20 protein-coding genes and 1 pseudogene are annotated in these 26,227 nt (G+C 73.9%); 8 read left to right on the top strand and 13 right to left on the bottom strand.

Annotated elements, in window-relative coordinates; all coding sequences use genetic code 11:
- The first annotated feature begins 145 nt into the window (after positions 1–145).
- On the top strand, positions 146–2,107 hold the full coding sequence (locus V6V16_RS22765; RefSeq protein ID WP_334565105.1) for a penicillin-binding transpeptidase domain-containing protein: 1,962 nt from the start codon (positions 146–148) through the stop codon (positions 2,105–2,107).
- A gap of 294 nt (positions 2,108–2,401) precedes the next feature.
- On the opposite strand, the pseudogene V6V16_RS22760 reads toward V6V16_RS22765, so the two are convergent.
- The 5 genes and pseudogenes from V6V16_RS22760 to V6V16_RS22740 all read right to left on the bottom strand — a co-directional run.
- Positions 2,402–3,589 (bottom strand): annotated as a pseudogene (locus tag V6V16_RS22760) (arginase family protein); the annotation flags it as partial.
- A 73-nt stretch (positions 3,590–3,662) separates the two neighbouring features.
- The gene (locus tag V6V16_RS22755; RefSeq protein WP_334565104.1) at positions 3,663–4,580 is read right to left on the bottom strand and encodes a tetratricopeptide repeat protein; all 918 of its coding nucleotides are present in this window, start codon (positions 4,578–4,580) and stop codon (positions 3,663–3,665) included.
- Between the two features lie 242 nt (positions 4,581–4,822).
- Positions 4,823–6,511: an acyl-CoA mutase large subunit family protein gene (locus V6V16_RS22750; protein ID WP_334565103.1), complete on the bottom strand. Its 1,689-nt coding sequence runs from the start codon at positions 6,509–6,511 to the stop codon at positions 4,823–4,825.
- A gap of 156 nt (positions 6,512–6,667) precedes the next feature.
- Complete coding sequence (gene meaB, locus V6V16_RS22745; protein WP_442934136.1) at positions 6,668–7,603, bottom strand: methylmalonyl Co-A mutase-associated GTPase MeaB; 936 nt, start codon at positions 7,601–7,603, stop codon at positions 6,668–6,670.
- Between the two features lie 112 nt (positions 7,604–7,715).
- Positions 7,716–8,915 (bottom strand): acetyl-CoA C-acetyltransferase, encoded by a 1,200-nt coding sequence (locus V6V16_RS22740; protein ID WP_334565100.1) that lies wholly within the window; start codon positions 8,913–8,915, stop codon positions 7,716–7,718.
- A gap of 59 nt (positions 8,916–8,974) precedes the next feature.
- On the opposite strand from V6V16_RS22740, the gene mce reads away from it, so the two are divergent.
- The 5 genes from mce to V6V16_RS22715 all read left to right on the top strand — a co-directional run bounded on the left by mce (position 8,975) and on the right by V6V16_RS22715 (position 16,517).
- The gene (gene mce, locus V6V16_RS22735; protein WP_334565098.1) at positions 8,975–9,448 is read left to right on the top strand and encodes a methylmalonyl-CoA epimerase; all 474 of its coding nucleotides are present in this window, start codon (positions 8,975–8,977) and stop codon (positions 9,446–9,448) included.
- A gap of 281 nt (positions 9,449–9,729) precedes the next feature.
- Positions 9,730–11,094: a crotonyl-CoA carboxylase/reductase gene (ccrA, locus tag V6V16_RS22730; protein WP_334565124.1), complete on the top strand. Its 1,365-nt coding sequence runs from the start codon at positions 9,730–9,732 to the stop codon at positions 11,092–11,094.
- 288 nt (positions 11,095–11,382) lie between these two features.
- A complete protein-coding gene (locus V6V16_RS22725) occupies positions 11,383–12,645 on the top strand; it encodes a cell division protein DivIVA (RefSeq protein WP_334565096.1) in 1,263 nt (420 codons plus the stop codon).
- A 175-nt stretch (positions 12,646–12,820) separates the two neighbouring features.
- The gene (locus V6V16_RS22720; RefSeq protein WP_334565095.1) at positions 12,821–15,085 is read left to right on the top strand and encodes a hypothetical protein; all 2,265 of its coding nucleotides are present in this window, start codon (positions 12,821–12,823) and stop codon (positions 15,083–15,085) included.
- Between the two features lie 235 nt (positions 15,086–15,320).
- A complete protein-coding gene (locus V6V16_RS22715; protein WP_334565094.1) occupies positions 15,321–16,517 on the top strand; it encodes an AI-2E family transporter in 1,197 nt (398 codons plus the stop codon).
- A gap of 10 nt (positions 16,518–16,527) precedes the next feature.
- Here V6V16_RS22715 and V6V16_RS22710 read toward each other — a convergent pair whose 3' ends face one another.
- The 7 genes from V6V16_RS22710 to V6V16_RS22680 form a co-directional block, all read right to left on the bottom strand.
- Positions 16,528–17,337, bottom strand: a complete 810-nt coding sequence (locus V6V16_RS22710) for an alpha/beta hydrolase (protein WP_334565093.1) — start codon at positions 17,335–17,337, stop codon at positions 16,528–16,530.
- Positions 17,338–17,403: 66 nt separating this feature from the next.
- Positions 17,404–17,730 (bottom strand): hypothetical protein, encoded by a 327-nt coding sequence (locus V6V16_RS22705; RefSeq protein WP_442934135.1) that lies wholly within the window; start codon positions 17,728–17,730, stop codon positions 17,404–17,406.
- A 68-nt stretch (positions 17,731–17,798) separates the two neighbouring features.
- A complete protein-coding gene (locus V6V16_RS22700; protein ID WP_334565091.1) occupies positions 17,799–18,851 on the bottom strand; it encodes a hypothetical protein in 1,053 nt (350 codons plus the stop codon).
- Positions 18,848–19,342, bottom strand: coding sequence for a SigE family RNA polymerase sigma factor (locus V6V16_RS22695; protein WP_334565090.1), 495 nt, complete (start codon positions 19,340–19,342; stop codon positions 18,848–18,850). The genes V6V16_RS22700 and V6V16_RS22695 overlap by 4 nt, the downstream gene beginning before the upstream one ends.
- A gap of 40 nt (positions 19,343–19,382) precedes the next feature.
- A complete protein-coding gene (locus V6V16_RS22690; protein ID WP_334565089.1) occupies positions 19,383–21,227 on the bottom strand; it encodes a 3-hydroxyacyl-CoA dehydrogenase family protein in 1,845 nt (614 codons plus the stop codon).
- Positions 21,228–21,357: 130 nt separating this feature from the next.
- Positions 21,358–22,416, bottom strand: coding sequence for an alpha/beta fold hydrolase (locus V6V16_RS22685; protein WP_334565087.1), 1,059 nt, complete (start codon positions 22,414–22,416; stop codon positions 21,358–21,360).
- Between the two features lie 100 nt (positions 22,417–22,516).
- A complete protein-coding gene (locus V6V16_RS22680; RefSeq protein ID WP_334565086.1) occupies positions 22,517–22,981 on the bottom strand; it encodes an FHA domain-containing protein in 465 nt (154 codons plus the stop codon).
- Between the two features lie 216 nt (positions 22,982–23,197).
- On the opposite strand from V6V16_RS22680, the gene V6V16_RS22675 reads away from it, so the two are divergent.
- Entirely contained in the window at positions 23,198–24,694 is a 1,497-nt protein-coding gene (locus V6V16_RS22675) for an aldehyde dehydrogenase family protein (protein WP_334565084.1), read from the top strand.
- Between the two features lie 28 nt (positions 24,695–24,722).
- Here the strand turns inward: V6V16_RS22675 and nucS are convergent, their stop codons facing one another.
- Positions 24,723–25,382 (bottom strand): endonuclease NucS, encoded by a 660-nt coding sequence (gene nucS, locus V6V16_RS22670; RefSeq protein ID WP_334565082.1) that lies wholly within the window; start codon positions 25,380–25,382, stop codon positions 24,723–24,725.
- Positions 25,383–25,453: 71 nt separating this feature from the next.
- Here nucS and V6V16_RS22665 point away from each other — a divergent pair, with 71 nt between their 5' ends.
- Positions 25,454–26,071 (top strand): DUF4126 domain-containing protein, encoded by a 618-nt coding sequence (locus V6V16_RS22665; protein WP_334565122.1) that lies wholly within the window; start codon positions 25,454–25,456, stop codon positions 26,069–26,071.
- Positions 26,072–26,227 lie beyond the last annotated feature (156 nt).

Below are 26,227 nucleotides of genomic sequence, written 5' to 3'. Positions count from 1 at the left end.
TGGCCGGTCGAGGAGTACCCCGCCTCGGGTTGTTCATCACACTGTCGCGTGCCCTCTTTCCGCACGTCGAGGACGGCAGGGGACAGTGCGGGCGACGAGCGCGTACTAGCGTGCAGGGCAGTTCCGAGATCGGAGAGCCGCTCCCATGCACCTGTCCCCTCCCCGTCGCCACCGCCGAGCCCGGCTCCGCTCCCCGCTCGCGGTGCTCGCCACGATCGCGCTCGCGGCGGGCGTCCTCTCCGCCTGTTCGGCCGAGAACGGGCCGGAACGCAGCGTCGACGCGTTTCTCTCCGGGTGGCGCTCCGGCGACCTCCAGGCCGTCGGCTTCGTCGACCCGACGGGCGCCAAGGTGTCCGCCGCCGACGTGTCCCGCGAGATCCGGGAGCTCGCCGGCGAGCTGGCGGCCACGCCGCCCACGCTGACCCGCGCGGGTGAGGCGAAGATCACCAAGGACGTCGCGACCGCGGTCGTCAGGGTCGACTGGGCGCTGCCGGGTCAGGTCCGGTGGGCGTACGACCGCCAGCTGCGGCTCAGCCGCGGCGGCGACGAGTGGCGGGTGATCTGGGAGCCGCAGCTGGTGCACGAGCAGCTGAGCCGGGGCGACCGGCTCGCGCTGCGCCGGGACGCCGCCACCCGGGCCGCGGTGCTCGACGGCGCCGGTCGGCCGATCGTGGCACCCCGACCCGTGGTGCGGGTCGGGGTGCAGCCGAGCGAGGTGACCGATCTTCCGGGCCTGACCCGGAAGCTGGACGCCGCCTTCCGGGCGATCCGGCCGGCGATCACCCCGCCGGTGGACCTCTCCGACCTGCCCAAGCGGCTCGCCGACGCCGATTTCGGCGCGTTCGTCGAGGTGGTGACGCTGCGGGAGGACGCCTACCGGCAGATCAAGCCGCGCATCCACGGCCTGCCGGGCACGCAGTTCCGCAGCGACAAGCTCCAGTTGGCACCCACCCGGGAGTTCGCCCGGGCGGTGCTCGGCTCGGTCGACCCGGCCCAGGCCGACGACCTCGCGCGGCACCCCGACCGGTACGAGGCCGGCGACCTGGTCGGCCACGGCGGCCTCCAGGGCCGCTACGACGAGCGGCTGCGGGGCGCGCCCGGGCTGACGGTGGTCACCGAGCGTCCCGGTCCCGACGGCACGCTGGTGCCGACCGGCACCGAGCTGTTCCGCGGCGACCCGAAGCCGGGGCAGCCGCTGAGGACCACGATCGACGTGAGCACCCAGAACGCGGCCGACACCGCGCTGCGCGGCGAGAAGCGCCGGGCGGCGCTGGTGGCGGTGCGGATCAGCGACGGCGCGGTGCTCGCCGCGGCCAACGGTCCCGGCGCGGCCGGGCAGAACCTGGCCTTCACCGCCCAGGTTCCGCCGGGCTCCACCTTCAAGATGGTCAGCGCGCTCGGCCTGCTCGACCGGGGCGCGGTGACGGCGGACGCGACGGTCGACTGCCCCAAGGTCCTGCCCGTGGACGGCCGGACGTTCAAGAATTCCGACAACTTCGAGCTGGGCACCGTGCCGTTCCGCACCGACTTCGCGAAGTCCTGCAACACCGCGTTCGCCGCGCTGGCCCCGAAGCTCGGCCCCGACGGGCTGGCCGTCGCCGGCCGGTCGCTCGGGCTGGAGGGGCAGTGGGACCTCGGCCTGGAGGCCTTCACCGGCAAGGTCTCGGCGAACGGCGGCGCGACCGAGCAGGCCGCCGCCGCCATCGGCCAGGGCACCACGCTGGTCAGCCCGCTGGCCATGGCGTCGGCCACCGCGGCGGTCGCCCGGGGTCGCTTCGAGCAGCCCAAGCTGCTGCTCGATCCGGCTCCCGCCCGGCCCGCCGCCCCGGGGCCGCAGCTCAAGCCGGAGTCGGTCGAGGCGGTCCGGGCGATGATGCGGGAGGTGGTGACGGCCGGCAGCGGCACCGCGCTGAAGGACGTGCCGGGCGGTGCGGTGCACGGCAAGACGGGCACCGCCGAGTACGACAACAACCCGGCCCACACCCACGCCTGGTTCGTCGGCTGGCAGGGCGACGTCGCCTTCGCGGTCTTCGTCGAGAAGGGCGGGGCCAGCACCGCCACCGCCGTCCCCGCCGTGGAACGCTTTCTCCGCGCCCTTCCCCGCTGACGCGCCGGCTCGGGCCGCGAGGGCGACCCCGCGTGCCCCGGCCGACCGTCGGGCCGGTCAGGCGATGCCGGCGGCCGGCGGAGGGTCGCCGTCCGTCGGGGCCGGCGCCGTCTCGTCCGCGTCCGGGCCCGGCAGCGGCGCCCGGCGCAGCAGGCCCGGCCCCGCGGAGGCCGGCGGCCCGACGGGCTCCCGCGCGGCGAAGCCGCCTGGCTCCCGCGCGGGGAAGCCGCCTGGCTCCCGCGCGTTCGGGCCCGTGGGCGCCGGCCCGGCCGGATCGGCGGCGTCGACGGAGGTCGGTCGGGCCGCGCCGACCGGCTCGACGGCCACCGGGGCGACCGGAGCGGTCGGTTCCGGAGGCGCCGACGGAACCTCTTCGGCACGCTCCTCGGGTGCGGCCGGTGGGCGGCCGTCGCCACGCCCCTGCTGGACCGGCGCGGGGGCGGGAGCCGGCGCGGGCGGGGCCGGAACCTCGGGCCGGCCGTTGCCCCGCCGGGCCGAGGGGCGGGCCGACGGGACGGACGAGAGGGCGGCCGTCGCCGGGCCGGGCAGCAGCCGGGGCGGCGCCGCCGACGGGGCGGAGACCGGACGCAACCCGGCCACCACCGTGTTGACGATCTCGGCCGCGTACGCGCCGTCCTGGTCGTAGTCGGGGTCGAAGACGGTCAGTTCGACGCCGAGGCAGTGCGGGGTGTCCACCAGCCCGGCGAGCAGGATCTCCAGTTCGGCGAAGGCGATGCCGCCCGGGTCGGGCGCGTCGACGGCCGGCATCACGGCCGGGTCGAGCACGTCCACGTCGATGTGCACCCAGTAGCCGGCGCAGTCGGCGAGCTGCTCGTGCGCCCACTGCGCCGTGCGCGCGGCGCCCGCGGCGCGCAGCGCCGGCACCGGACGGGTGGTGATCCCGGCGGCCTGGAGGTCGAGGCGGTACTCGTCCTGGGCCCGGATGCCGAGCACCACCACGTCGATGTCCCGGAAGTACGGCCGGCGCCCCTCGATGGCGGCCAGGTCGGCCTGCCCCCGCCCGGTCACCAACGCGAGGTCCTCGCCGGCCGCCGCGCCCACGTAGGAGGCGTTGCCGGGATGCCGGAAGTCGGAGTGGCCGTCCACGAAGACCAGTCCGATGCGGCCGCCGACCGCCTCGCCGAGCCGGTGCATGGCCAGCGCCGAGCCGAGCAGGATGGAGCAGTCGCCGCCGAGCACCAACGGGAACTCACTCCGGTCGATGATCGCGCCGATCCGCTCCGCGAGCGCCACCGAGTAGTCGGCGATCTCCCGGGCGTGGCAGACGCCGTCGCCGGGTCGCCAGTCGCCCGGGTCGTAGCGGGGCGGCGTGAGGCAGCCGGCGTCGCGGGCCCGCAGCCGGGCGAGCAACCCCTGGTCGCGCAGCGCACCGGGGGCCTTCACGCAGCCGGGGACCGAGGTGGACGTCGGCGGGCGCAGGCCGAGGTTGCTGGGCGCGTCGAGGACGGCGATCCGGCGCATCGTGGGCTCCCGTCCTCGTCAGGGTGTCGGGCGGGCCGGCCGGAACGCCGGCCCGCGCTGGGTGGCTACGTACTCAGAAGAGTGCGCTGGCCAGGGCCCGGCGGGCCGAGGCGACCGCGGGGTCCTCCGGTCCGGCGACCGTGAAGAGGCTGACCAGGTGCTGGCGTACCTTCTCCCGTTCGTCGCCGGCGGTGCGGCGGACCAGGCCCACCAGGCGGGCGTACGCCGCCTCGGCCTGGCCGCTGAGCACCTCGATGTCGGCGGCCAGGAGCTGCGCCCGGACGTCGTCGGGGTCGGCCTGGGCGGCGGCGAGCGCCGCGCCCGGGTCGGCCCCGGCGACCCGGCGGGCGAGCCCGACCTGGGCGAGGCCCGCCTCCGCCGCGGCGTCTGACGGGGTCTCGGCGAGGATCTTGCGGTACGCCCGCTCGGCCGCGTCGAGGTCGCCGCTCATCAGGGCGTCGTCGGCCTCGTCGAGGCGCGGGTCCTCCGGCTCCGCGACGCTCACGCCACCGGCCTTGAGCACGGCCTGGATCCACTGGCGCAGCTGCGCCTCGGGGACCACGCCCGAGAAGGCGTCGATCGGCTGGCCGCCGACCACCGCGTAGACCATCGGGATGCCCTGCACCCGGAACATCTGGGCGATCCGCGGGTTGGCGTCCACGTCGACCTTGGCGAGCACCCAGGCACCGCCACCCTCCGCGGCCAGCCGCTCCAGCAGCGGGGAGAGCTGCTTGCACGGCTCGCACCACTCGGCCCAGAAATCCACCACCACCGGTGTGGTGAGCGAGCGTTCCAGAACCTCGGACTGGAACGTCGCCTCGCTCACGTCTATGACGGCGACGCCACCACCGGCGGCGTCGGGCAGGCCGGCGGACGGGGTGGACTGAGCCGGTGTGGCGGGGCGGGCGGGGGCCGGTGCGGGGGTGCGCAGCGCGCTGAGGTCGACCGCGCCGCGGGTGAAGATCGACGAGGTGATCCGTGGGTCGCTCATGGTTACCTAGTCTCGCACGCGACCAGCCGAACTCAGATCAACCGCGACGGCGACAGTTGCGACTGTCACGGCTGCTCCCGCCCTCGCCCCGCCCCCGCCCAGCCCTCGCCCAGCCCTCGCTCAGCCCTCGGCGATCTTGCACTTTCGGCCCCCCGAAGGGCGAGGTACGCGGCATTCGCCGGGGCAGAAAGTGCAAGATCGCGGAGCTGAGGAGGGCGGGGGGCGGGGGGCGGGGGGGTGGGTTAGAAGCGGGCGGGTTCGCGGTAGATGCCCCACTCGGCGCGCAGGGCGTCGCAGATCTCGCCCAGGGTGGCCTCCGCGCGGGCGGCGTCCAGCATGGCCGGGATCATGTTCCCGTCGGTCCGGCCGACGGCGACCATCCGCTCGATCGCGGCCTTGACGGCGGCCTCGTCCCGGCCGACCTTCCGCTCGGCCAGCACCCGGCGCTGCTCCAGCTCCACCTCGTGGGAGATGCGCAGGATCTCCAGGTCCTTGGCGACGGTGCCGGTGTGGCAGTTCACGCCGACGATCCTCTTGTCGCCCTTCTCCAGCGCCTGCTGGTAGACGAAGGCCGACTCGGCGATGTGGCCGGTGAACCAGCCGTCCTCGATGCCGCGCAGGATGCCGGAGGTCATCGGCCCGATCTGGTGCGGCCCCTCCCCGCCGAGCTGCCGGATCCGGGCGAAGATCTCCTCCGCCTCGGCCTCGATCTTGTCGGTGAGCGCCTCGACGTACCAGGAGCCGCCGAGCGGGTCCGCCACGTTGGTCACCCCGGTCTCCTCCATCAGCACCTGCTGGGTACGCAGGGCGATCTCGGCCGACTCGTCGGTGGGCAGGGCCAGGGTCTCGTCCAGGGCGTTGGTGTGCAGCGAGTTGGTCCCGCCGAGCACCGCCGCGAGCGCCTCCACGGCTGTACGCACCACGTTGTTGACCGGCTGCTGGGCGGTCAGCGAAACCCCGGCGGTCTGCGTGTGGAACCGCAGCCAGAGCGCCTTCTCACTGGTCGCGCCGTAGACGTCACGCAGCCAGCGGGCCCAGATCCGGCGGGCGGCCCGGAACTTGGCGATCTCCTCGAAGAAGTCGACGTGCGAGTCGAAGAAGAAGCTCAGCCCGGGCGCGAAGACGTTGACGTCCAGCCCTCGGGAGAGGCCCAGCTCGACGTAGCCGAACCCGTCGGCGAGGGTGTACGCCAGCTCCTGCGCGGCGGTCGAGCCGGCCTCGCGGATGTGGTAGCCGGAGACCGAGAGCGGCTTGTAGCGCGGGATCTCCCGGGCGCAGTACTCCATCAGGTCGCCGATCAGGCGCAGGTGCGGCTCCGGGTCGAAGAGCCACTCCTTCTGCGCGATGTACTCCTTGAAGATGTCGGTCTGCAGGGTGCCGTCCAGGGCCGACACGTCGGCACCCTGCCGCTCGGCGGCCACCAGGTACATGCAGAACACCGGCACGGCCGGCCCGGAGATGGTCATCGAGGTGGTGACCCCGGCCAGGTCGATGCCGTCGAAGAGCGTCTCCATGTCGGCGGCGCTGTCGATGGCGACCCCGCAGTGCCCGACCTCGCCGAGCGCCTGCGGGTCGTCCGAGTCCCGGCCCATCAGCGTCGGCATGTCGAAGGCGACGGAGAGGCCGCCGCCGCCCGCGCCCAGGATCATCTTGTAGCGCTCGTTGGTCTGCTGGGCGTTGCCGAAGCCGGCGAACTGCCGGATCGTCCAGGTCCGCCCGCGATAGCCGGTCGGGTGCAGGCCCCGGGTGTACGGGTACTCGCCCGGCCAGCCGATGCGCTCGAAACCCGGGTGGTCGACGCCCTCGGGCGGCCCGTAGACCGGGTCGACAGGCATCCCGGAGAGCGTGGTGAAGTCGGCGTCCCGCTTACGCGCGGCGTCGTAGCGGGCCTGCCAGCGTGCCCGTCCGGCAGCGATCTCGTCGGCGTTCATCCGCGGGGCTCCTCCTCGAGTCCTCGACTGACATCGAGTGTAGAGGCCAGCCTGAACGATCGCTAAGGAACCTCGTACCGGCCGGTAACCCCGGCCCGGATCCACCCGTGCCCGCCCACCGGCGGCGGGGCCGGCTGCGGTTGGCGGGAGCCCTCGTCAGGAACGGAGCTGGGCGAGCAGCTCGTCGGCCGCCGCGTACGGGTCGAGGGAGCCCTCGGCCACCTTCGCGGCGAGCGCCGGCAGCTCCGTACCGTCGCGCAGCGAGCCGATCCGGGCGCGGAGCACGCCCAGCGCGATCGCCTCGATCTCGGCGGCGGCCCGCGCCTCGCGGCGACGGCGCAGCTCGTCGTGCTTGACCAGCCAGCCGCGGTGCTTGTCGATGGCGGCGGCGACGTCGTCGATCCCCTCGCCGCGCACGGCGACCGCGCGTACCACCTGCGGGCGCCACTCGCCCGGCCCGCGCTCGCCCAGGGCGATCATGCCCTGGATGTCGCGCACGGTGGCGTCGGCGCCGTCCCGGTCGGCCTTGTTGACCACGAAGACGTCGGCGATCTCCAGGATGCCGGCCTTGACCGCCTGGATCGCGTCGCCCATGCCCGGGGCGAGCAGCACCAGCGTCGTGTCGGCCAGGGAGGCGACCTCCACCTCGGCCTGCCCGACGCCCACGGTCTCCACCAGCACCACGTCGCAGCCGGCGCCCTCCAGCACCCGGACCGCCTGCGGGGTGGCCGCCGAGAGGCCGCCGAGGTGCCCCCGGCTGGACATGGAACGGATGTAGACCCCCGGGTCGGTGGCATGGTCCTGCATCCGGACCCGGTCGCCGAGGATCGCCCCGCCGGTGAACGGGCTGGACGGGTCGATCGCCAGCACCCCCACCCGGTGCCCCCGGGCGCGCAGCGCCCGGACCAGCTCGTTGGTGGTGGTCGACTTGCCCACGCCGGGCGAGCCGGTCAGCCCGACCACCTGGGCCTGGCCGGCGTACGGCGCGAGCGCCGCCGCGATCCGCGGCAACGTCCCGTCGCCCGACTCGACCAGGGTGATCAGCCGGGCCACCGCGCGCGGATCACCAGCGCGGGCCCGCTCGACCAGCATCGGCACGTCCCGGCTGCGGCGCACCGAGGGTGCTCCCGCCGCCGGGACGCTGTCGACGATCTCGCTCACACATTCGCCTTCGTTCGCGACCGCGGGGCACTCGGCCCCGGGCTCACTGACCGGTCTCGCCGGGGGATGGGACGTGGATGATCAGAGCGTCGCCCTGGCCGCCACCGCCGCAGAGCGCCGCCGCGCCGGTGCCTCCGCCGCGGCGCTTGAGCTCAAGCGCGAGGGTGAGCACCAGCCGCGCACCGGACATGCCGATCGGGTGGCCCAGCGCGATCGCCCCGCCGTTGACGTTGACCTTGTCCGAAGTGACCCCGAGGTCACGGGTGGACTGGATGCCGACCTGGGCGAACGCCTCGTTGATCTCGATGAGGTCCAGATCCTCGATGCTCAGCCCGCCCTTCTTGAGCGCGTGCTGGATGGCGTTGGACGGCTGCGAGTGCAGGGAGTTGTCCGGCCCCGCGACGTTACCGTGCGCGCCGATCTCGGCCAGCCAGGCCAGCCCCAGCTCCTTGGCCTTGGCCTTGCTCATCACGACCACCGCGGCGGCGCCGTCGGAGATCGGCGAGGAGCTGCCGGCGGTGATGGTGCCGTCCTTGGCGAACGCCGGGCGCAGCTTCGCCAGCGACTCGGCGGTGGTGTCCGGGCGGATCCCCTCGTCCTCGCTGACCACCACCGGGTCGCCCTTGCGCTGGGGAATGACCACCGGCGTGATCTCGTCGGCGAAGTGCCCGTTCTTCTGCGCGGCGGCGGCCCGCTGGTGGCTGGCCGCGGCGTACGCGTCCTGCTCCGCACGGGTGATGCCGTGCCGCTCGCCGTGCCGCTCGGTGGACTCGCCCATGGCGCAGCTGTCCCACGGGTCGGTGAGCCCGTCCAGCGCCATGTGGTCCTTGAGCGTCACGTCGCCGTACTTGTAGCCGCCGCGCTGCCCGAGCAGCAGGTGCGGGGCGTTGGTCATCGACTCCATGCCGCCGGCGACGACGACGTCGAACTCGCCGGCCCGGATGAGCTGGTCGGCCAGGGCGATCGCGTCCAGCCCGGAGAGGCAGACCTTGTTGACGGTCAGCGCCGGCACGGACATCGGGATGCCCGCCTCCACCGCCGCCTGACGGGCCGGGATCTGCCCCGAGCCGGCCTGGAGCACCTGTCCCATGATCACGTACTGGACCTGCTCGGGGGCGACGCCGGCCCGCTCGAGCGCCGCCTTGATGGCGACACCGCCGAGCTTGGTCGCGGGGAGGTCCTTGAGGTTGCCGAGCAGGCGCCCCATCGGGGTCCGCGCGCCGCTGACGATCACCGAAGCCATGCCTGCCTCCGAGGGGTGCGACCTGTACGCCTTAACGATTGTTCGGTCAGACTAACGCCATGGCTGAGAACTCCCCCGTCGAGACCGCTGCCGACTATGTCACAGACATCGGCCTGCGCCGCATCGACCATGTCGGCGTCGCCGTCGCCGACCTGGACGCCGCGATCGACTTCTACCAGCGCACCTTCGGGATGCGCTGCGTGCACACAGAGACCAACACCGAACAGGGCGTCCGGGAGGCGATGCTGGCCGTCGGCCCGAGCGCCGAGGGCGGCTGCGTGCAGCTGCTCGCCCCGCTGAGCCCGGAGTCGACCATCGCGAAGTTCCTGGACCGCCGGGGCCCGGGCCTGCAACAGCTGGCGTACACGGTGGAGGACATCGACGCCGCCTGCGCCGCGCTGCGCGAGCGGGGGGTGCGCCTGCTCTACGAGACCCCGAAGCGCGGCACGGCCGGCTCGCGGGTCAACTTCGTCCACCCGAAGGACGCCGGCGGCGTCCTGGTCGAGCTGGTCGAGCCCGCCGCGACCCACTGACCGCCCCGCCGGCCCCCGCCCCCGGGCGGGGGCCGGCACACCCTCCCGACGAGCGGCGCTGCGTGCTCCGGCGGCCGCGCGGGCACCTTCACGCATCGACCAATGCACTTTTTCACAGAGGGCTGTCGACTTTAACTACTGTTCAGTAACGTCCCGCCCCAACAGGAGCGCGGCCGGTGCCGGATGTGTCGGACGCCGACATGGTGGGCGGCCCGCACCGACGCCGACGATGGCAGCACCCAGCCCTGTGTGAGCGGGGTGCGGACGAGCGGGAGGCCGACGTGCAGGACATCCTCGAAGCGATCATGGCGACGGAGGGATCCGACCGACCGGAGCGGGAGCTTGCGGCGATCGCCGGCCTGCCCGTGCCCGAGTCGTACCGGGGCGTGGTGGTGCGCGCCGAGGAGAGCCGGATGTTCGAGGGCCTGGCCACCCGGGACAAGGACCCACGCAAGGCGTTGCACGTGCAGGAGGTCCCGACGCCGGAACTCGCCCCGGGCGAGGCCCTGGTCGCGGTGATGGCCAGCGCCATCAACTACAACACCGTCTGGACCAGCATCTTCGAGCCGGTGTCGACCTTCCGGTTCCTCGAGCGCTACGGCCGGCAGTCGGAGCTGACCCGCCGGCACGACCTGCCGTACCACGTGGTGGGTTCGGACGCCGCCGGCGTGGTGCTGCGCACCGGCCCCGGGGTGACCCGGTGGAAGGCCGGCGACGAGGTGGTCGCGCACTGCCTCTCGGTGGAGCTGGAGGACGCGGCCGGGCACGACGACACCATGCTGGACCCGCAGCAGCGGATCTGGGGCTTCGAGACCAACTTCGGCGGCCTGGCCGAGCTGGCCGTGGTCAAGGCCAACCAGCTGATGCCGAAGCCGCGCCACCTCAGCTGGGAGGAGGCGGCCAGCCCCGGCCTGGTCAACTCGACGGCGTACCGGCAGCTGGTGTCGCACCACGGGGCGAACATGAAGCAGGGCGACGTGGTGCTGATCTGGGGCGCCTCCGGCGGGCTGGGCGGCTACGCCACCCAGATGGCGCTCAACGGCGGGGCGATCCCGGTCTGCGTGGTCTCCTCCCCCGACAAGGCCGAGCTGTGCCGCCGGATGGGCGCCGAGCTGGTCATCGACCGCTCCGAGGCCACCGGCGAGGGCTACCGGTTCTGGCGCGACGAGCACACCCAGGACCCGGACGAGTGGCGCCGCCTCGGCGAGCGCATCCGGGAGCTGACCGGCGGCGACGATCCGGACATCGTCTTCGAGCACCCTGGCCGGGAGACCTTCGGCGCGAGCGTCTACGTGACCAAGCGCGGCGGCACCGTGGTCACCTGCGCCTCCACCAGCGGCTACCAGCACCAGTACGACAACCGCTACCTCTGGATGCACCTCAAGCGGATCGTGGGCAGCCACTTCGCCAACTACCGGGAGGCGTGGGAGGCCAACCGCCTCGTGGCGTTGGGCAGGATCCACCCCACCGTGTCGAGGACGTACGCCCTGGAGCAGACCGGCCAGGCCGCGTACGAGGTGCACCGCAACGCGCACCAGGGCAAGGTGGGAGTCCGCTGCCTCGCGCCGGCAGACGGCCTCGGCGTACGCGACCGGGAGCTGCGCTCCCGGCACGAGGATGCGATCAACAGGTTCCGCGGCCACTGACCCGACGGACGACCCGCCGGCGGCCTTTGCGGTGAACGGCGATTGTCTTTCCGTCCACGACGCCGGACGCTCATTCGAGTGACCCGGACCATGGCGCGACAAAGGGCCGCGGGAGCATCCCGCGGCCCTTTTCCATGTCACGCTCCGTGCCGGCCGACGCGCCCGGGACCTGCCAAGATCGCCGATCCGTCACGCCTTCCGCCGCCCTCCAGTTGACCATGTAAAGAGGACACGAAAGCTCGGCACCGCTCTTGCGAAGCACCCTGGGGAGTCTGCGAGTATGTCCCAATGCCCCAGCAGTCCTCCCCTCTTGCGTTCTTCGATAACGCGAACTCGCAGCCCGATTTCACCGTCGGCCTGCGCGGCTACAACACTCACCAGGTCGATGACTTCATCGGCCGGATGACGGCCGCGCTGACCCAGTCCGAGCAGGCTCGCGCCGAGGCCGAGCAGCGGATGAACGACGCCCAGCGGCGGCTCCGCCAGGCGGAGCAGCGCATGAGCGCGCTGGAGCAGAAGCTCGCCGAGACCAACAAGCAGCTCGAGGAGAACAGCCGGCCCACCCTCTCCGGCCTCGGCACCCGGGTCGAGCAGATCCTCCGGCTGGCCGAGGAACAGGCCAACGACCACCGCAACGAGGCCAAGCGGGAGTCGGAGGGCATCCTGTCCGCCGCCCGCCTGGAGGCGCGCGAGATCACCGACAAGGCGCGCGCCGAGGCCGCGGCGATGAAGGCCACCGCCGAGCGGGAGGCGGGAAGCGTCCGGACGGCCGCCGAGCGCGAGGCCGCCGAGGTCCGGGTCCAGGCCCGGCGCGAGGCCGACACGCTGCGCGCCGACGCCGACCGGGAGACCAAGCAGCTGCGTACGGTGACCGCCCACGAGGTCGCCGAGCTGAAGTCGACCGTCGAGCGCGAGGTCGCCACGCTGCGGGCCACCGCCGAGCGGGAGATCACCCAGCAGCGGGCCAAGGCGGCCCGCGAGGCCGAGGAGAAGCGCGCCGAGGCGACCAAGCTGCTCACCGACGCCCGCGACAAGCGCGACAAGGACCTCCAGGCCCTGGAGCTCCAGCTCGCCGAGCGCCGGGAGAAGGCCGAGCGCGAGGAGTCGCAGCGGCACGCCGCGCAGGTCGCGCAGACCCAGAAGCTGGTCAGCGAGGCCGAGCAGCGGGCCCACGCCGCGCAGGAGCGGGCCAAGGAGATCGAGCAGCGCGCCGAGGCCCGCCGGGTCGAGTCGGAGCGCACCGCCAACGAGACGGTCGACAAGGCCAAGGCGTTGGCCGACAAGACGCTCACCGAGGCCAAGGCCGAGTCGAAGCGCCTGCTCACCGAGGCGCGCACCGAGGCCGAGCTGACCACGCAGGCGGCCCGCCGCGAGGTGGAGGACCTCACCCGCCAGAAGGACGCCGTCACCTCGCAGCTCGGCCAGATGCTCTCCGGCCTCGCCGGCATCGTGCCGGGCGTGCCCGCCTCGCCCCCGGCCGCGCCGGCCAGGCCGGAGGCGACGAAGGCCGGTGGCACCGACGAGCGGGTGGCCGCCGAGACGTCCGGCTGAGTCACCCGGACGGGGCATTACCGACGGCGCGGGGTGACACCGGGTGACCGGTGCGCCCCGCGCCGTATCCGTTTGCGGGCCACGGGAATTGCCCCGGCGTGTCGGTAGTGAAGTAGCTCCTATCCGGGGCGTCCGTATCGCCCCAGCCGGACTGGATGCGTGTGAGGATGGGGGCATGTCGCACGGCGAGGAACTGTTCGCTCTCGGCGGGGACGTGACGACGGAGCCCAGCTTCGAGTCCGCTCTGCGGGGGTACGAGAAACGACAGGTGGACCGGTACGTCGCCCGGGCGGAGCACGAGATCGCGGCCTTGGCGGCCGAGCGGGAACAGGCCTACACGCAGATCCACAAGCTGGCCGGTCAGGTCGAGGTGCTCCAGCGGGACCTCGCGCAGGCGCGCAGGTCCTCCGGGACGCTGGAGAACGTGTCCTACCGCCACCTCGGCCCTCGGGTGGAACAGATCCTCACCCTCGCCGAGGAGCAGGCCGACGCGATCCTGGTGGCCGCGAACGAGGAGATCGAGGCCCGTCGCGGCGCCGCCGAGCACATCGTCGAGGAGGCCCGCGAGCAGGCCGCCACCGCGCTCAAGGACTTCGAGATCGCGCTGGCCGCCCGCCGGACCGAGGAGGAGCGGCACAGCGCGGCGCGCAGGGCCGAGGCGGACGCCGCGGTCGGGGCCGCCAAGGACGAGGCCGCCCGGCTCCGCAAGGCCGCCCAGGAGGCGCTGGCGAAGGCCCAGCAGGAGGCCACCCAGCTGCGGGACGCGGCCAAGGAGATCCACAACCGGGCCCAGCAGGAGGCCACCAAGCTGCGCGAGGCGGCCCGGGAGGTACACGCCAAGGCCGAGCAGGAGGCGACCCAGCTGCGCGAGGCCGCCAAGGAGGTGCACGCCAAGGCCCAGCAGGAATCCAAGCGCCTGATCGACCAGGCCACCGAGGCCGGCCGGGCCACCCACGCCAAGGCGCAGCGGGACGCCAAGCAGATCATCGACGACGCCGCCGCCGCCGGCCGGGCCTCCCGGGAGAAGGCCCACCAGGAGGCGGAGCGGCTCACCACCCAGGCGACCGAGGCGGCCAGGCGCAGCCGCGCCGAGACCGAGGCGTACGTGCAGCGGATGCGCGCGGAGACCGAGGCGTACGTGCAGCACGCCCGGTCCCAGACGCAGCAGGAGCTGGGCGCCTGGCGGGCCGGGGTGGAGCAGGAGGTCAACAGCCGGCGCGAGGCCGCGGACCGCGAGCTGGCCCAGCGCCGCTCGGCCGCCGAGCAGGAGTTCACCGAGCGCCGCGACGAGTTGGAGAAGCAGTACAAGACCCGCCTCGCCGAGCTGGAGCAGCAGCACAAGAGCCGGCACGGCGAGCTGGAGTCCGGCTTCGAGGCGCGCCGCGCCGCGCTGGAGGCGGAGTACACCGGCCGGAAGAACGAGATCGAGCAGGGTGCCGCCGCCGTCCGTCAGGCCGCCGAGCAGGATGCGCTGACGATGCGCCAGCGCGCCGAGGAGGAGGCCGCGGCGTTGCTCGGCCGGGCCGAGTCGGAGGCGGCAGAGAAGCGCCGCAGGGCCGACGAGCACGTCGCGACGTCGCGCCGGCAGTTCGAGGAGTACGCGGCCACGACGCAGCAGCACCTGGCCACCACCCAGCAGCACCTGGCCGCCACGCAGCAGGAGGCCGCCGCCGGCCGTCAGCAGCTCGCCCAGGTGATGTTGGAGATCGCCCAGGCCCAGCAGCAGCTCGCCGACCTGCGGCAGGAGACCTGGAAGTCCCGGCAGGAGTCCGACGAGCTCCAGCGGCAGGTGGCGGAGCTGCGGCTGGGCCTGCTCGGCGCGGCCGACCGGCCGGGCGGGACGGACGGCGTCGCCGCGGCCGTGCCGGTGCTCACCGGCGGCGGGCCGGCGTCGGCCAACGGCGGCGGGCCCCGCGCCGACGCACGGAAGACCGACGGCCAGAAGGCCGACGCGCAGAAGACCGACGCACAGAAGGCCGCGGGCGGGGCGGACGGGAGCGCGCAGAAGACCGACGCGCAGAAGACCGACGCGCAGAAGGCCGCGGGCGGGGCGGACGGGGCCGGGCGGAAGACCGACGCGCGGAAGGTCGCGGCCGGGGCGGGCACCGACGGGGCCGGGGCGGCAGCGTCCTCCGCCGACGGGAAGCCCGTTGGCAAGGTGGAACCGGAGGACGCCGGGCAGCCGGCCAAGGGGCGGATCGAGCCGGCCGGCGCCGGGCAGCCGGCCGACGACAAGGCCACCGTGACCACCGTCGACGGGGGCACGGCCAGCGCCGGCGTGGACGGGGAGCCGACCGTGGCGGCGGTGCCCGGTGAAGCTGGCCGGGACGCCACCCCGACGAAGATCACCAGCACCGGCGAGAACGGCAAGCGACCGGCGAAGCCGACCACCGACGAGCGCAGCGCCAAGCCGAGCAAGGTCGTCGTCGAGAAGGACTGACCCCGACCCGACCCACCGGCCGACGACCCGGGTCGCGGCGCCGCCCCGAAGGGATCTCGGAGCCCGCGCCGCCCGGGGCGTGCGCCAGGTCCGACGGGTGCATTCCGGTCGGCCGGTAGCGGTGGCGCGGCCGTGCCGGGCGGAGAGGCCCGCCGCGCGGCGTACGCTCCTGTGTGGAGACCTCCGAGGTGGGCCCGTGCGGGCCCGTCCGGCGGGAATCGTTCAGGGAGGTCCGATGGCGGACGACGGACCGACAGCGCCGAGCGGCGACCGGGAGCCCGGCAGCACCCCGGGACCGGGCGACAGGGACCCGGGGCCGGAGCACGCCACGGCGCCCGGGCGGACGGACGCGCCGGGCCACGACGAGCCGCCGGTGACCGGATCGAGCCGTTTCGGTACGCCGGGACTCCCGCTGCGGCGCAACAGCTTCCTGGTCGGCTTCACCGGGGCGGCGGGGGTGCTGCTGGCGTACGCCCTCTATCTCGGCGTGCGCAACGCGGCCGGGATCCTCGTCCTGGTGCTCATCGCGCTCTTCCTCGCCGTCGGCCTGCACCCCGCCGTGGTCCGGCTGCGGTCCTGGGGGCTGCCGCACGGGGCGGCCGTCGCCGTGGTCGTGCTGGCCCTCGTGCTGCTGCTCTGCGGCGGCCTCTTCGCCCTGGTGCCGCCGGTGGTGACGCAGACGGGGCAGTTCGTCGACCAGTTGCCCAGCTACCTGGAGGCGTTGCGCCGCAACGAGGCCGTCAACGACCTGGTGGAGCGGTACGACCTGATGGAGCGGGTGCGGAACGCGGCCGACGCCGACACCGTCGGCCAGGCCCTCGGCGGCGTGCTCGGCGGCGCCCAGCTGGTCTTCGGCACGGTCTTCAAGGCGCTGACCGTGCTGGTGCTGACCATCTACTTCCTGGCCTACTTCGACCGGCTCCGCGGCCTCGGCTACGCGCTGGTGCCCCGCTCCCGCCGGGACCGGGTGCGGCTGATCGGGGACGAGATCCTCGGCAAGGTCGGCGCGTACATGGTGGGCGCGATCAGCATCGCGGTGCTGGCCGGGGCGTCGACCTTCGTCTTCGCGCTGATCGTCGGGCTGCCCTACCCGTTCGCGCTGGCCGTGGTGGTGGCGGTGACGGACCTGATCCCGCAGATCGGCGCGACCCTGGGCGCGGTGATCGTCAGCCTCGTCGGTTTCGCCACGAGCCTGCCCGTCGGCATAGCCTGCGCGGTGTTCTTCCTGGTCTACCAGCAGGTGGAGAACTACCTGATCTATCCCAAGATCATGCGTCGGTCGGTGTCGGTCAACGAGGTGGCCGCCCTGGTCGCCGCGTTGCTCGGAGTCTCCCTGCTGGGGGTGGTGGGCGCGCTGATCGCCATCCCGGCGGTGGCCGCGATCCAGCTCGTCCTGCGGGAGGTGGTCCTGCCCCGGCAGGACTCCCGTTGAACCGGGCCGGTCAGCCGGCCCGGTCGGCGGCGGGACCGGGCACCGGGCGGTCCGCGAAGGAGGCCACCGTGCGGTCGGCGTACGCGCTGACGTCGCCGGTCTCCATCGGGCCGTCCCAGGTGGTCGGCAGCGGCACGGCGGCGGCCGGGTTGACCCGGCGGACCACCTCGTCCAGCACGGTCTCGGCGTCACCGACCCAGAGGTGCTTCGCGCCGGGCACCCCGACCACCTCGGCCCGCGGCACCGCCGCGAAGCGCTCCCGGGCCTCGTCGGGGCGCAGGTAGTCGTCGAACTCGGGCACCAGCGCGGTCAGCGGCTTGCCGGACTCCGCCCAGTGCTCCAGGTCCGCCGGGTCGGAGAAGCGCAGCGGCGGGGAGAGCAGGATCGCCCCGACGACGGCCGGGTCGCAGCCGTACTTCAGGGTCAGGTCGGTGCCGAACGACCAGCCGAGCAGCCAGACGTCCGGCAGCTCGTGGAACTCCGCGTACTCGATGGCGGCGGCGACGTCGAAGCGCTCGCCGACCGCGTTGTCGAAGGCCCCCTCGCTGGTGCCGCGCAGGCTGCTGGTCCCCCGGGTGTTGAAGCGGAGCACCGCCAGGTCGGCCAGGGCCGGCAGCCGCCACGCCGCCTTGCGGAAGACGTGGCTGTCCATCATCCCGCCGTGCGTCGGCAGCGGGTGCAGGCAGACGAGGGTGGCCACCGGCTCGCGGTCCAGCGGCCGGGCCAGCTCGCCGACCAGCCGCAGATCGTCCGCGGTGTGCAGTTCGATGTCCTCGCGGCGCCCGGGCAGGATGGAGGACGCGCGGATCGGTGTGCTCACCCCTCCAGTCTCACCCGGGCGGCCGGCGGCCGCCGGGCGGGGCGGAAACAGCGTGATCCAGATCGCTCAGCCGTAGCGGGGGGCGCCGCGGCCGCGCTGGACCACCGGCCCGCGCCGGTCCCGGGCCCGCCAGCACCCACTGTGCCAGTGTCGCCGGTCGGTCAGGTCGCCGCGCCCGTCCGCGGGCCACGCCACCAGGTGCGCCACCCCGGGCCGGATCTCCTGGTCACAGCCCGGGCAGCGGTACGTCTTGGCGGCCGCGCCGCCGCTGATCCCGCGTACCTGCCAGTCGCCGTCGCGCCACTGCTGCACCGAGGCGACGCCCTGCCGGGCCCGGTCGGGGTCGAGATGCGCGGCGTCATCGCGGCGGGGTCGGTTGCGACGGGGGCTCACGCTTGCCAAGCGTACGTGCCGGCGACGGGGCCGACCCCGGGGCGGGCGGGGGTGGCCCCCGGCTCCGGTCAGTCCCAGGTTCGCGGGTCGGTGAGGTCCGGGGCGACCTGCGCCCCGCCCAGCACGACGGCGGCGTCCGCCTCCGTGAAGCCCTGACTCGGCCAGCCGAAGCGGGCCGTCAGGTGCGCCTTCGGAAAGCCCAGCAGCTCCAGCTCGTCCCCCTTCGGGTAGAGGTAGGCCGCCCGGTCGCCGATCGTCCGGTTCCCTTCGTCGCGGCTGCCGGCCAGCTCGCTGTGGTACTGCAACCGGACCTGCATCCAGCGGTCCCCGGGGCGGGTGACGAGCAGCAGCACGTCGAGCGAGTCCGGGAAGCCGATCGCGTTCACCTCGCAGCCCGTGAGCCGAGCCTCCGGCGGCAGCTCGCCCAGCCGCAGCGGGGACGCGCACCGGTGCACCGCGTCGAGGCGCAGCGCCTCCCGGGCCGTCCGCAGCACCGAGCCGTCGTCGGCCACCGTGTAGACCCGGGCGTACAGCCCGGGGAGCGGCTGCCAGCGCAGGAACCACCCGGGCCGCGCGCCGGGCCCGGGCGAGGGCACCTGCCGCACCTGGCCGTCGAAGGCGTCGGCGCCCGCCGGCGCGGCCGGGTAGGTCATCCCCTCGTGGCGCATGTCCTCCACCGCGGCGGCTGTCCGGGCAAGGTCGAACGCGACCTGCCGGCCACCGCCCAGATCGAGGCGGGCGCCCTCCGCCCCGGCGACGGACTGCCAGGTGAGCCAGCGGGCCCGGGCCGGGTCCACGGTGAAGTGCAGCAGATGCGGGTCGCTGCCGACAAGGTCGGGCTGGGCCGCGGCGCCGGGTGCCCCGTGCACCCGGGCCGGCGCGGCGACGGCGACCGCCGGCTCGGCGCCCGGCCACCGTGGTCCGGGCACCGGCCCGAGAGCGCCGGCACCGACGAACCCGAGCAGGGCCACGACTCCCAGCGCGCTGCCCGCGCCGATGCGGCGGCGTCGGCGACGGGCACGCCCCCGGGCCACCGCCCGCGCGGTGAGCCGGTCCGTGTCGACCGTTCCCTCGGCGCGCTCCCGCATCGTCCGTACGATCCGCTGGTCGAGGTCGGTCACGGTCGGCTCCCGTTCGTCGTCGGGACGCCGCAGCGCTCCCGCAGATTTGTGAGCGCCCGCATGGCATGGGTGCGGACGGTGACCGGCGAGCAGCCGAGAATCTGGGCGATGGTCGCGTCGTCGAGGTCCTCGTAGTAGCGCAGCACGAGCACCGCGCGCTGCCGGTCCGGCAGCGCGCGGATGAGTCGCCACATCGCGTCCCGGTCGGCCGTCTCGCCGCTCAGGTCGCCGCGCTGCGGCCGTTCCGCGAAGTCGGCGGTGGCCAGTTCCCGGTTGCTACGCCGACGCCACCAGGAGCTGTTGGCGTTGACCAGCATCCGGCGCACGTACACGTCCGGCCGGTCCGCCCGGGCGATCCGCCGCCAGTGCACGTACGCCCGGGCCAGGACGTCCTGGACGAGGTCCTCGGCCCGGTGCTCGTCCCCCGTCAGCAGCCGGGCCAGCCGGATGAGGGCGGGGCCCCGGCTGCTGACGTACTCCTCGAAGGTCACACCATCCAGACGCCGTCACCGGCCCTCGGCGTTGACCCGCTCAGCGACGGGTGTGGTCGCGGAAGCCGCGCCCGCTCTTGCGGCCCAGGTAGCCGGCCGTGACGAGGTGCTCCAGCAGCGGCGCGGGCGCGAAGCCGGGCTCGCGCAGCTCCAGGTAGAGCTCCCGCTGGATGGCCAGCGCGACGTCCAGGCCGACCACGTCGAGCAGCTCGAACGGGCCCATCGGGTAGCCGCAGCCGAGCTTCATGGCGTGGTCGATGCCGTCGGCCGTGGAGTAGCTCGCCTCCAGCATCCTCACCGCGTCGTTCAGGTACGGGAAGAGCAGCGCGTTGACGATGAAGCCCGACCGGTCGCCGCAGACCACGCCCCTCTTGCCCAGCGCCGCGCAGACCGCGCGGGCGGTGGCGGTGGTCTCCGCCGAGGTGCGGATGGTCTCCACGATCTCCACCAGCGGCATGAGCGGGGCCGGGTTGAAGAAGTGCAGCCCGACCACCTCGGCGGGCCGCTGGGTGGCCATCGCGACGTCGATCACCGGCAGCGACGAGGTGGTGGTGGCGAGCACGACGCCCGGCTTGCAGATCTCGTCGAGGCTGGCGAAGAGGGCCTTCTTGACGCTCAGCTCCTCCACCACGGCCTCGACGACGAGGTCGACGTCCGCGAGCTGCTCCAGGGCGGCCGACCAGCTGATCCGGCCGAGCGCGGCGTCCCGGTCGGCCTCGTCGAGCCTGCCGCGCACCACGCCCTTGTTGAGGGAGGTCCTGACGGCATCGAGGACCTTGGCGGACTTCTCCGCGCCCCGGGTCACCGACACCACCTCGTAGCCGGCCCTGGCGAAGACCTCGATGATGCCGGTGGCCATGGTCCCGGAGCCGACCACACCGATCTTGGTCACGACCGCGGGGTTCGCAAGCTGACCCCTCGCGCTCCCGGTGCCGCCCTCCGCGTGGACCGCGGGGGTGCCGTCCGGCGTCGCCTCCGTCACCGGCGGCGTCCGCTCGTCGGGTACGACGACCGGGGAGCCCGGCCGCTCGTAGGTGTAGAAGCCCCGGCCGGACTTGCGGCCGAGCAGTCCGGCGGTGACCATCTGCTTGAGCATCGGCACCGGGGCGTGCCGGCGGTCCCGCCCGCCGCGCCGGTACATGGTGTCGAGGATCTCGTACGCGGTGTCCAGGCCGATCAGGTCCATCAGCGCCAGCGGGCCCATCGGCAGGCCGCAACCCAGCTTCATGGCCGCGTCGATGTCCTCGCGGGTGGCGTAGTGCGACTCGAACATCCCGACGGCGTGGTTCAGGTAGCCGAAGAGCAGCGCGTTGGCGATGAAGCCGGCGCGGTCGTTGATGGTCACGTCGACCTTGCCGAGCCGCTTGCAGAGCGCCTCCACGTCGGTGACCACGTCGGCGGAGGTGACCACCGTCCGGACCACCTCGACCAGCTTCATCACCGGGGCCGGATTGAAGAAGTGGATGCCGATTACCTGGTTGGGTCGGCTGGTGGCGACGGAGATCTCGGTGACGCTCAGCGACGAGGTGTTGGTGGCCAGGATCGCGCCGGGCTTGCAGACCCGGTCCAGCTCCACGAAGATCCGCTGCTTGAGGTCCAGGTGCTCGGGCACCGCCTCGACGACCAGGTCCACCGAGTGCAGCGCGTCCAGCCCGACGGCGAACCGCACGCGGCTGAGCAGCGCGTCCCGGTCGGCCTCGGCGAGCTTGCCCTTGGCCACGGCCCGGTCCGTCGACCCGGTGAGGATGGCCCGGCCACGCTCCATCGCGCCCTCGGAGACCTCGACGGCGACGACGTCGATCCCGTTACGCGCGAACACTTCGACGATGCCGGCACCCATGGTGCCCAGGCCCACAACACCCACGCTGGTGAAATCGCGCGCCACGACCAACCTCCTCCATGCTCGCCGGCCGCATGAACGACCATTAAGGTTATGCGCGCGAGTCTGCCACCTGTCGTTTCGCTGTCGAGGCGCCGTGGGCAATTTCACGGGCCCCGCCGGGCCGCCGGCGCGGTCAGGCGGGCCCGCCGGCCAGCCGGAGCAGCTCGGCGACGAACTCGGCCGGCCGCTCCAGGTGCGGGCTGTGCCCGCAGCCGGGCAGCAGCACCTCCCGGTACGCCCCGCCGGCCGCCGCGTAACGCTCCAGCACCGCCCGCGTCTGCCCCACCATGGGCTGGGCCGGGCAGGCCTCCTCCCCCGGCCAGCCGGGCAGCACGCCCAGCGACCCCAGATGGGCCAGGTCCATCAGCGCGGTGTCCGAGACGATCACGTCGGCGTCCCCGTGGATCCAGGTGATCGGCGGCTTCGCGGCCACGGCGACGAGTTCGTCGGCGACCCGGAAGTGCGCCGGGGAGAGGGCGTTCAGCACGCCGCGCCCGCCCGGGGCGGTGCCGGGCCAGTTCCCCGAGGCCACCGCCGTACCCGGGTAGTTGTCGTCGCCGGTGGCGGTGGAGAGGACGCTCTCCAGCAGCAGCTCCTCGTCGTCGCCGAGCGCGGCCGGGTCCGCCACGTAGGTGGCCCGCAGCACGGCGCGCGGGCTGGTGGGGCCGTCCGCGCCCCGGTCGCCGGCGGCCAGCCGCGCGACGAAGTCACCGTTCGCGGTGCCCCCGCCGGTGCCGGCGAAGTCGGCGGTGGTCGGCGTGCCCGTCAGGTCGCGGGTGCCGCCGTAGCCGTACGGCGAGACGGGCGCGGCGAGCAGCAGCGCGCCGACCCGGTCGGGACGGTCGACCAGCAGGCGCATCGCCACGCCGCCGCCGAGCGAGTGCCCGACCACCAGCGGCCGCGCGCCGGGCGCGAAGAGGGACGGGTCGTCCAGCAGCGCGCCGACGTCGTCGGCGAAGTCGCTCAGGCCCCGCGTCGCGTCCACCGGCGCGGTGTCGGTGTGTCCGTAGCCGCGCAGGTCGGGCGCGACCACCCGGAGGGTGGCCGGCAACCGCCGCACCAGCGGCTCCCAGAAGGCGGACGACGAGCAGTTGCCGTGGATCAGCAGTACGGGCACCCCGTCCGGCGGTCCGGCCACCCGTACCGCCTGGGTGATTCCGTTCGCCGCCACCTGCCGCTGTCCCGTCTCCATCCGCCGGATGCTGCCACGACGGCGTCGACGCGTCCATGTGCCGGCCCGCCACGCGGCACCACCGGCAGGTGTGCGCGCCGGCGGTCCTCGCCGGCCCGGATCAGGACGGAGCGGACGGCACCGCCGGAAGCGCCAGCGGCGCCGCCTGTTCCGTCGCCGGCAGGGTGGGGGTCGCGACCGGCAACGGCAGGGTCGGTCGGCGGTCCGGGCGGGGCCGCCCGAAGCTGAACCCCACCGGGTCGGTGCGCGCCACGCCAGGGTCGTGCACGCGCAGCTCGGTGCGGCCGATGCGGATCACGTCCCCGTCGGCCAGCCGCTCGACGCCGCTGATCCGCCGGTCGTTCAGCCAGGTGCCGTTGGTGGAGCCCAGGTCCGCCAGGCACGCTCCCTCGCCCGTCAGCCAGATCTCTGCGTGCCGGCGACTCAGGTGGGCGTCGTGCACGGCGATGTCGGCGGTCGCCGCCCGGCCGATGACCTGCCGCTCCAGGGCGACCCGGAAGCTCAGCCCCCGCATCGACCCGCCGGTCACCGTCAACAGCGGTCTGAGTTCCGGATGTTCCTCCATGGACGGTCAGCCCTCCACCCCGCGCGGTCACCCCGCGTCAGCCTGCCATCACACCGTAGCCGCCCCCACCGCCGCACGGGCACCCTCGCGCCCCCGGCCGGACACCTCGCGTTCGCCGGTTGGTCCGGCCCGTGCCCGAGGGCGGCGGACCGGTACGGCCGCCGGGCGGCCGGGCACGTCCTACCGGTGAGTAATTTTCGGGTCTAGACTTCCGCCATGACGGCTGTGCATGTGCCGGGTACCCCGGTCATCGAGGACGGGCGGCTGGTCTCGACGAGCCCCGCGACGGGCGCGGAGGCCGGGCGCCTGCCGGTGGCCACGGCGGCGGACGTCGAACGGGCCGTCGCGCTCGCCCGCTCGGCCGGCGAGTGGTGGGCCGGGCTGGGCTTCACCGGGCGCCGGGAGCGGCTGCTGCGCTGGCGCGGCCTGCTCGCCCGGCGGATCGAGGAGCTGGCCGAGCTGGTGCACGCCGAGGGCGGCAAGCCGGTGGCCGACGCGGTCGTCGAGGTCGTCACCGCCGTCGAGCACGTCGACTGGGCGGCCCGCAACGCCCGGCGGGTGCTGGGACCCCGCCGGGTCCGCTCGCGGCTGGTCCTGGCCGAGTTCTCCGCCCACCTCGAATACCAGCCGCACGGCGTCGTCGGCGTCATCGGCCCGTGGAACTACCCCGTCTTCACCCCGATCGGCTCGGCCGCGTACGCGCTGGCGGCGGGGAACGCGGTGGTGTTCAAGCCCAGCGAGTACACCCCCGCCGTCGGGCAGTGGCTGGTCGACACGTTCGCCGAGGTGGTGCCGGAGCAGCCGGTCTTCACCGCCGTGCACGGGCTCGGCGACGTCGGGGCGGCGCTCTGCCGCTCCGGCGTGGACAAGGTGGCCTTCACCGGCTCGTCGGCGACCGCCCGGAAGGTGATGGCGGCCTGCGCCGAGTCGCTGACGCCGGTGCTGCTGGAGGCCGGCGGCAAGGACGCGATGATCGTCGACGCCGACGCCGACCTGGACGCCGCCGCCGAGGCGTGCGTCTGGGGCGCGCTGACCAACGCGGGCCAGACCTGCATCGGCATCGAGCGGGTCTACGCGGTCGAGCCGGTCTTCGACGCGTTCGTCGGCAAGGTGGTCGAGCGGGCCGGCCGGCTGACCGTCGGCGCGGACGACGCCGACATCGGCCCGATCACCATGCCGAGCCAGGTCGACGTGATCCGCCGGCACATCGACGACGCGCTCGCCCGGGGCGGCCGGGCGGTGCTCGGCGGGGCCGACGCGGTGCAGCCGCCATACGTGCGACCGACCGTGCTGGTGGACGTCCCGGAGGACTCCGTCGCCGTACGCGAGGAGACCTTCGGCCCGACGCTGACCATCAACCGGGTCCGCGACGCCGACGAGGCCGTCGCCCGAGCCAACGCCCTCTCGTACGGCCTGGGGGGTTCGGTCTTCGGTCGGCGGCACGCGGTGGCGATCGCCCGGCGGCTGCGCTCGGGCATGGCGTCGGTCAACTCGTCGCTCACCTTCGCCGGGATGTCCACCCTGCCGTTCGGCGGCGTCGGCGACTCCGGCTTCGGGCGCATCCACGGCGAGGACGGGCTGCGCGAGTTCAGCCGCGCCAAGGCCGTCACCCGGCGGCGCGCGCGGTCGCTGCTGGCCTCGACGACCTTCGATCGGACGCCCGCCGACGTCGCCCGGCTCGTGAAGGCCATCAAGGTCCTGTACGGCAGGTGACCCGCCCTGGCCGGCCGCTGGCGGTGCCTCAGAAGAGGGTCAGCTCGTCGCGCTCGATGCCGCGCAGCCTGTCGTAGTTCACCACCACGCAGCGGATGCCCCGGTCCGTGGCGAGCACCCTGGCCTGCGGCTTGATCTCCTGCGCCGCGAAGACGCCGGCGACCGGGGCGAGCAGCGGGTCCCGGTTGAGCAGTTCCAGGTAGCGGGTGAGCTGCTCCACGCCGTCGATCTCGCCCCGGCGCTTGACCTCGACGGCGACCGTCCCGGAGGCGGCGTCCCGGCAGAGCAGGTCCACCGGGCCGATCGCGGTCATGTACTCCCGGCGGATCAGCGTGAAGCCCTCGCCGAGGGCCTCCGGGTTGGCCGCCAGCAGCTCCTGGAGGTGCGCCTCCACGCCGTCCTTGCGCAGGCCCGGATCGACGCCCAGCTCGTACGAGGTGTCCTGGAAGATCTCCTCCAGGGTGATCCGCAACTCCTCGCCGGCCTTGTTGACGACCCGCCAGACCCCGGGGGCCTCCTCCAGCCGGCAGGGCGGGCTCATCCAGTTCAACGGCTTGTACGCCCGGTCGTCGGCGTGGATCGACACCGACCCGTCCGCCTTCACCATGAGCAACCGGGTGGCCGGCGGCAGGTGGGCCGAGAGCCGTCCGACGTAGTCCACCGAGCACTTCGCAATGACCAACCGCACCCGACGAGGGTAGCGGAGACCCCGGCCCGCGCCGTCGAGCGGCACTGGCGTGCCGGTGCGATGCTGAGATGGTGCTCGAAGTTCTCACCGGTACCGGTCTCGCCGCCTCGGCGGGGCTGAACGCCTACATACCCCTGCTCACCATGGGGCTGCTGGCCCGCTACACCGACCTGATCGACCTCCCCTCCAACTGGCAGTGGCTCGGCAACGGGTGGGTGGTCGCCATCCTCGCGGTGCTGCTGGTCGTCGAGGTCGTCGCCGACAAGGTCCCGGTGGTCGACCACGTCAACGACGTGGTGCAGACCGTGGTCCGGCCGACCGCCGGCGGCCTGGCGTTCGGCGCCGGCTCGTCCTCGGAGACCGTGACCGTCAGCGACCCCGGCGCCTTCTTCTCGTCCAACCAGTGGGTGCCCGTGGTGACGGGGGTGCTGATCGCCTTCGGCGTGCACCTGTTGAAGTCCGCCGCCCGGCCGGTCATCAACGCGACCACGGCCGGCGTCGGCGCGCCCGTGGCCAGCACCGCCGAGGACGCCACCAGCGTGGTCATGTCGGTGGTGGCGATCATCCTGCCGGTGCTGGTGCTGGCGTTCCTGGTCGGGCTGGTCGTCTTCCTCTTCTGGTTCCGGCGCCGCCGCTCCGAGCGGCGCCGCGAACGTCAGGCGGCGCGGGCCGCCGGCTACCGCGTCTGACCGCCGTACCCTCCCCCGCCGACGGCCCCGAAGATGCGACTGACCGGCACCCCGTGTGGGGGTGCCGGCCAGCGTGTTCGTTCAGTTGATCTGGTCAGTTGTTCCAGTGCTGGGCGACGAGGTCGGCGGCCTGCTGCTCCCACTGGGCGTAGTGGT

The organism is Micromonospora sp. CPCC 205561 (assembly GCF_036906775.1).
GTDB lineage: Bacteria > Actinomycetota > Actinomycetes > Mycobacteriales > Micromonosporaceae > Micromonospora.
This window is presented reverse-complemented; position numbering and strand designations above follow the sequence as displayed.

Bases quoted from the DNA above. Each gene is read 5' to 3' on its own strand.
- V6V16_RS22755 (WP_334565104.1), bottom strand. From the start codon at position 4,580: ATGAGCGACCCACGGATCACCTCGTCGATCTTCACCCGCGGCGCGGTC.
- V6V16_RS22715 (WP_334565094.1), top strand. From the start codon at position 15,321: ATGGCGGACGACGGACCGACAGCGCCGAGCGGCGACCGGGAGCCCGGC.
- V6V16_RS22765 (WP_334565105.1), top strand. From the start codon at position 146: ATGCACCTGTCCCCTCCCCGTCGCCACCGCCGAGCCCGGCTCCGCTCC.
- V6V16_RS22685 (WP_334565087.1), bottom strand. From the start codon at position 22,416: ATGGAGACGGGACAGCGGCAGGTGGCGGCGAACGGAATCACCCAGGCG.
- V6V16_RS22680 (WP_334565086.1), bottom strand. From the start codon at position 22,981: ATGGAGGAACATCCGGAACTCAGACCGCTGTTGACGGTGACCGGCGGG.
- V6V16_RS22750 (WP_334565103.1), bottom strand. From the start codon at position 6,511: ATGAACGCCGACGAGATCGCTGCCGGACGGGCACGCTGGCAGGCCCGC.
- V6V16_RS22720 (WP_334565095.1), top strand. From the start codon at position 12,821: ATGTCGCACGGCGAGGAACTGTTCGCTCTCGGCGGGGACGTGACGACG.
- mce (WP_334565098.1), top strand. From the start codon at position 8,975: ATGGCTGAGAACTCCCCCGTCGAGACCGCTGCCGACTATGTCACAGAC.
- meaB (WP_442934136.1), bottom strand. From the start codon at position 7,603: ATGCTGGTCGAGCGGGCCCGCGCTGGTGATCCGCGCGCGGTGGCCCGG.
- V6V16_RS22675 (WP_334565084.1), top strand. From the start codon at position 23,198: ATGACGGCTGTGCATGTGCCGGGTACCCCGGTCATCGAGGACGGGCGG.
- V6V16_RS22740 (WP_334565100.1), bottom strand. From the start codon at position 8,915: ATGGCTTCGGTGATCGTCAGCGGCGCGCGGACCCCGATGGGGCGCCTG.
- V6V16_RS22725 (WP_334565096.1), top strand. From the start codon at position 11,383: ATGCCCCAGCAGTCCTCCCCTCTTGCGTTCTTCGATAACGCGAACTCG.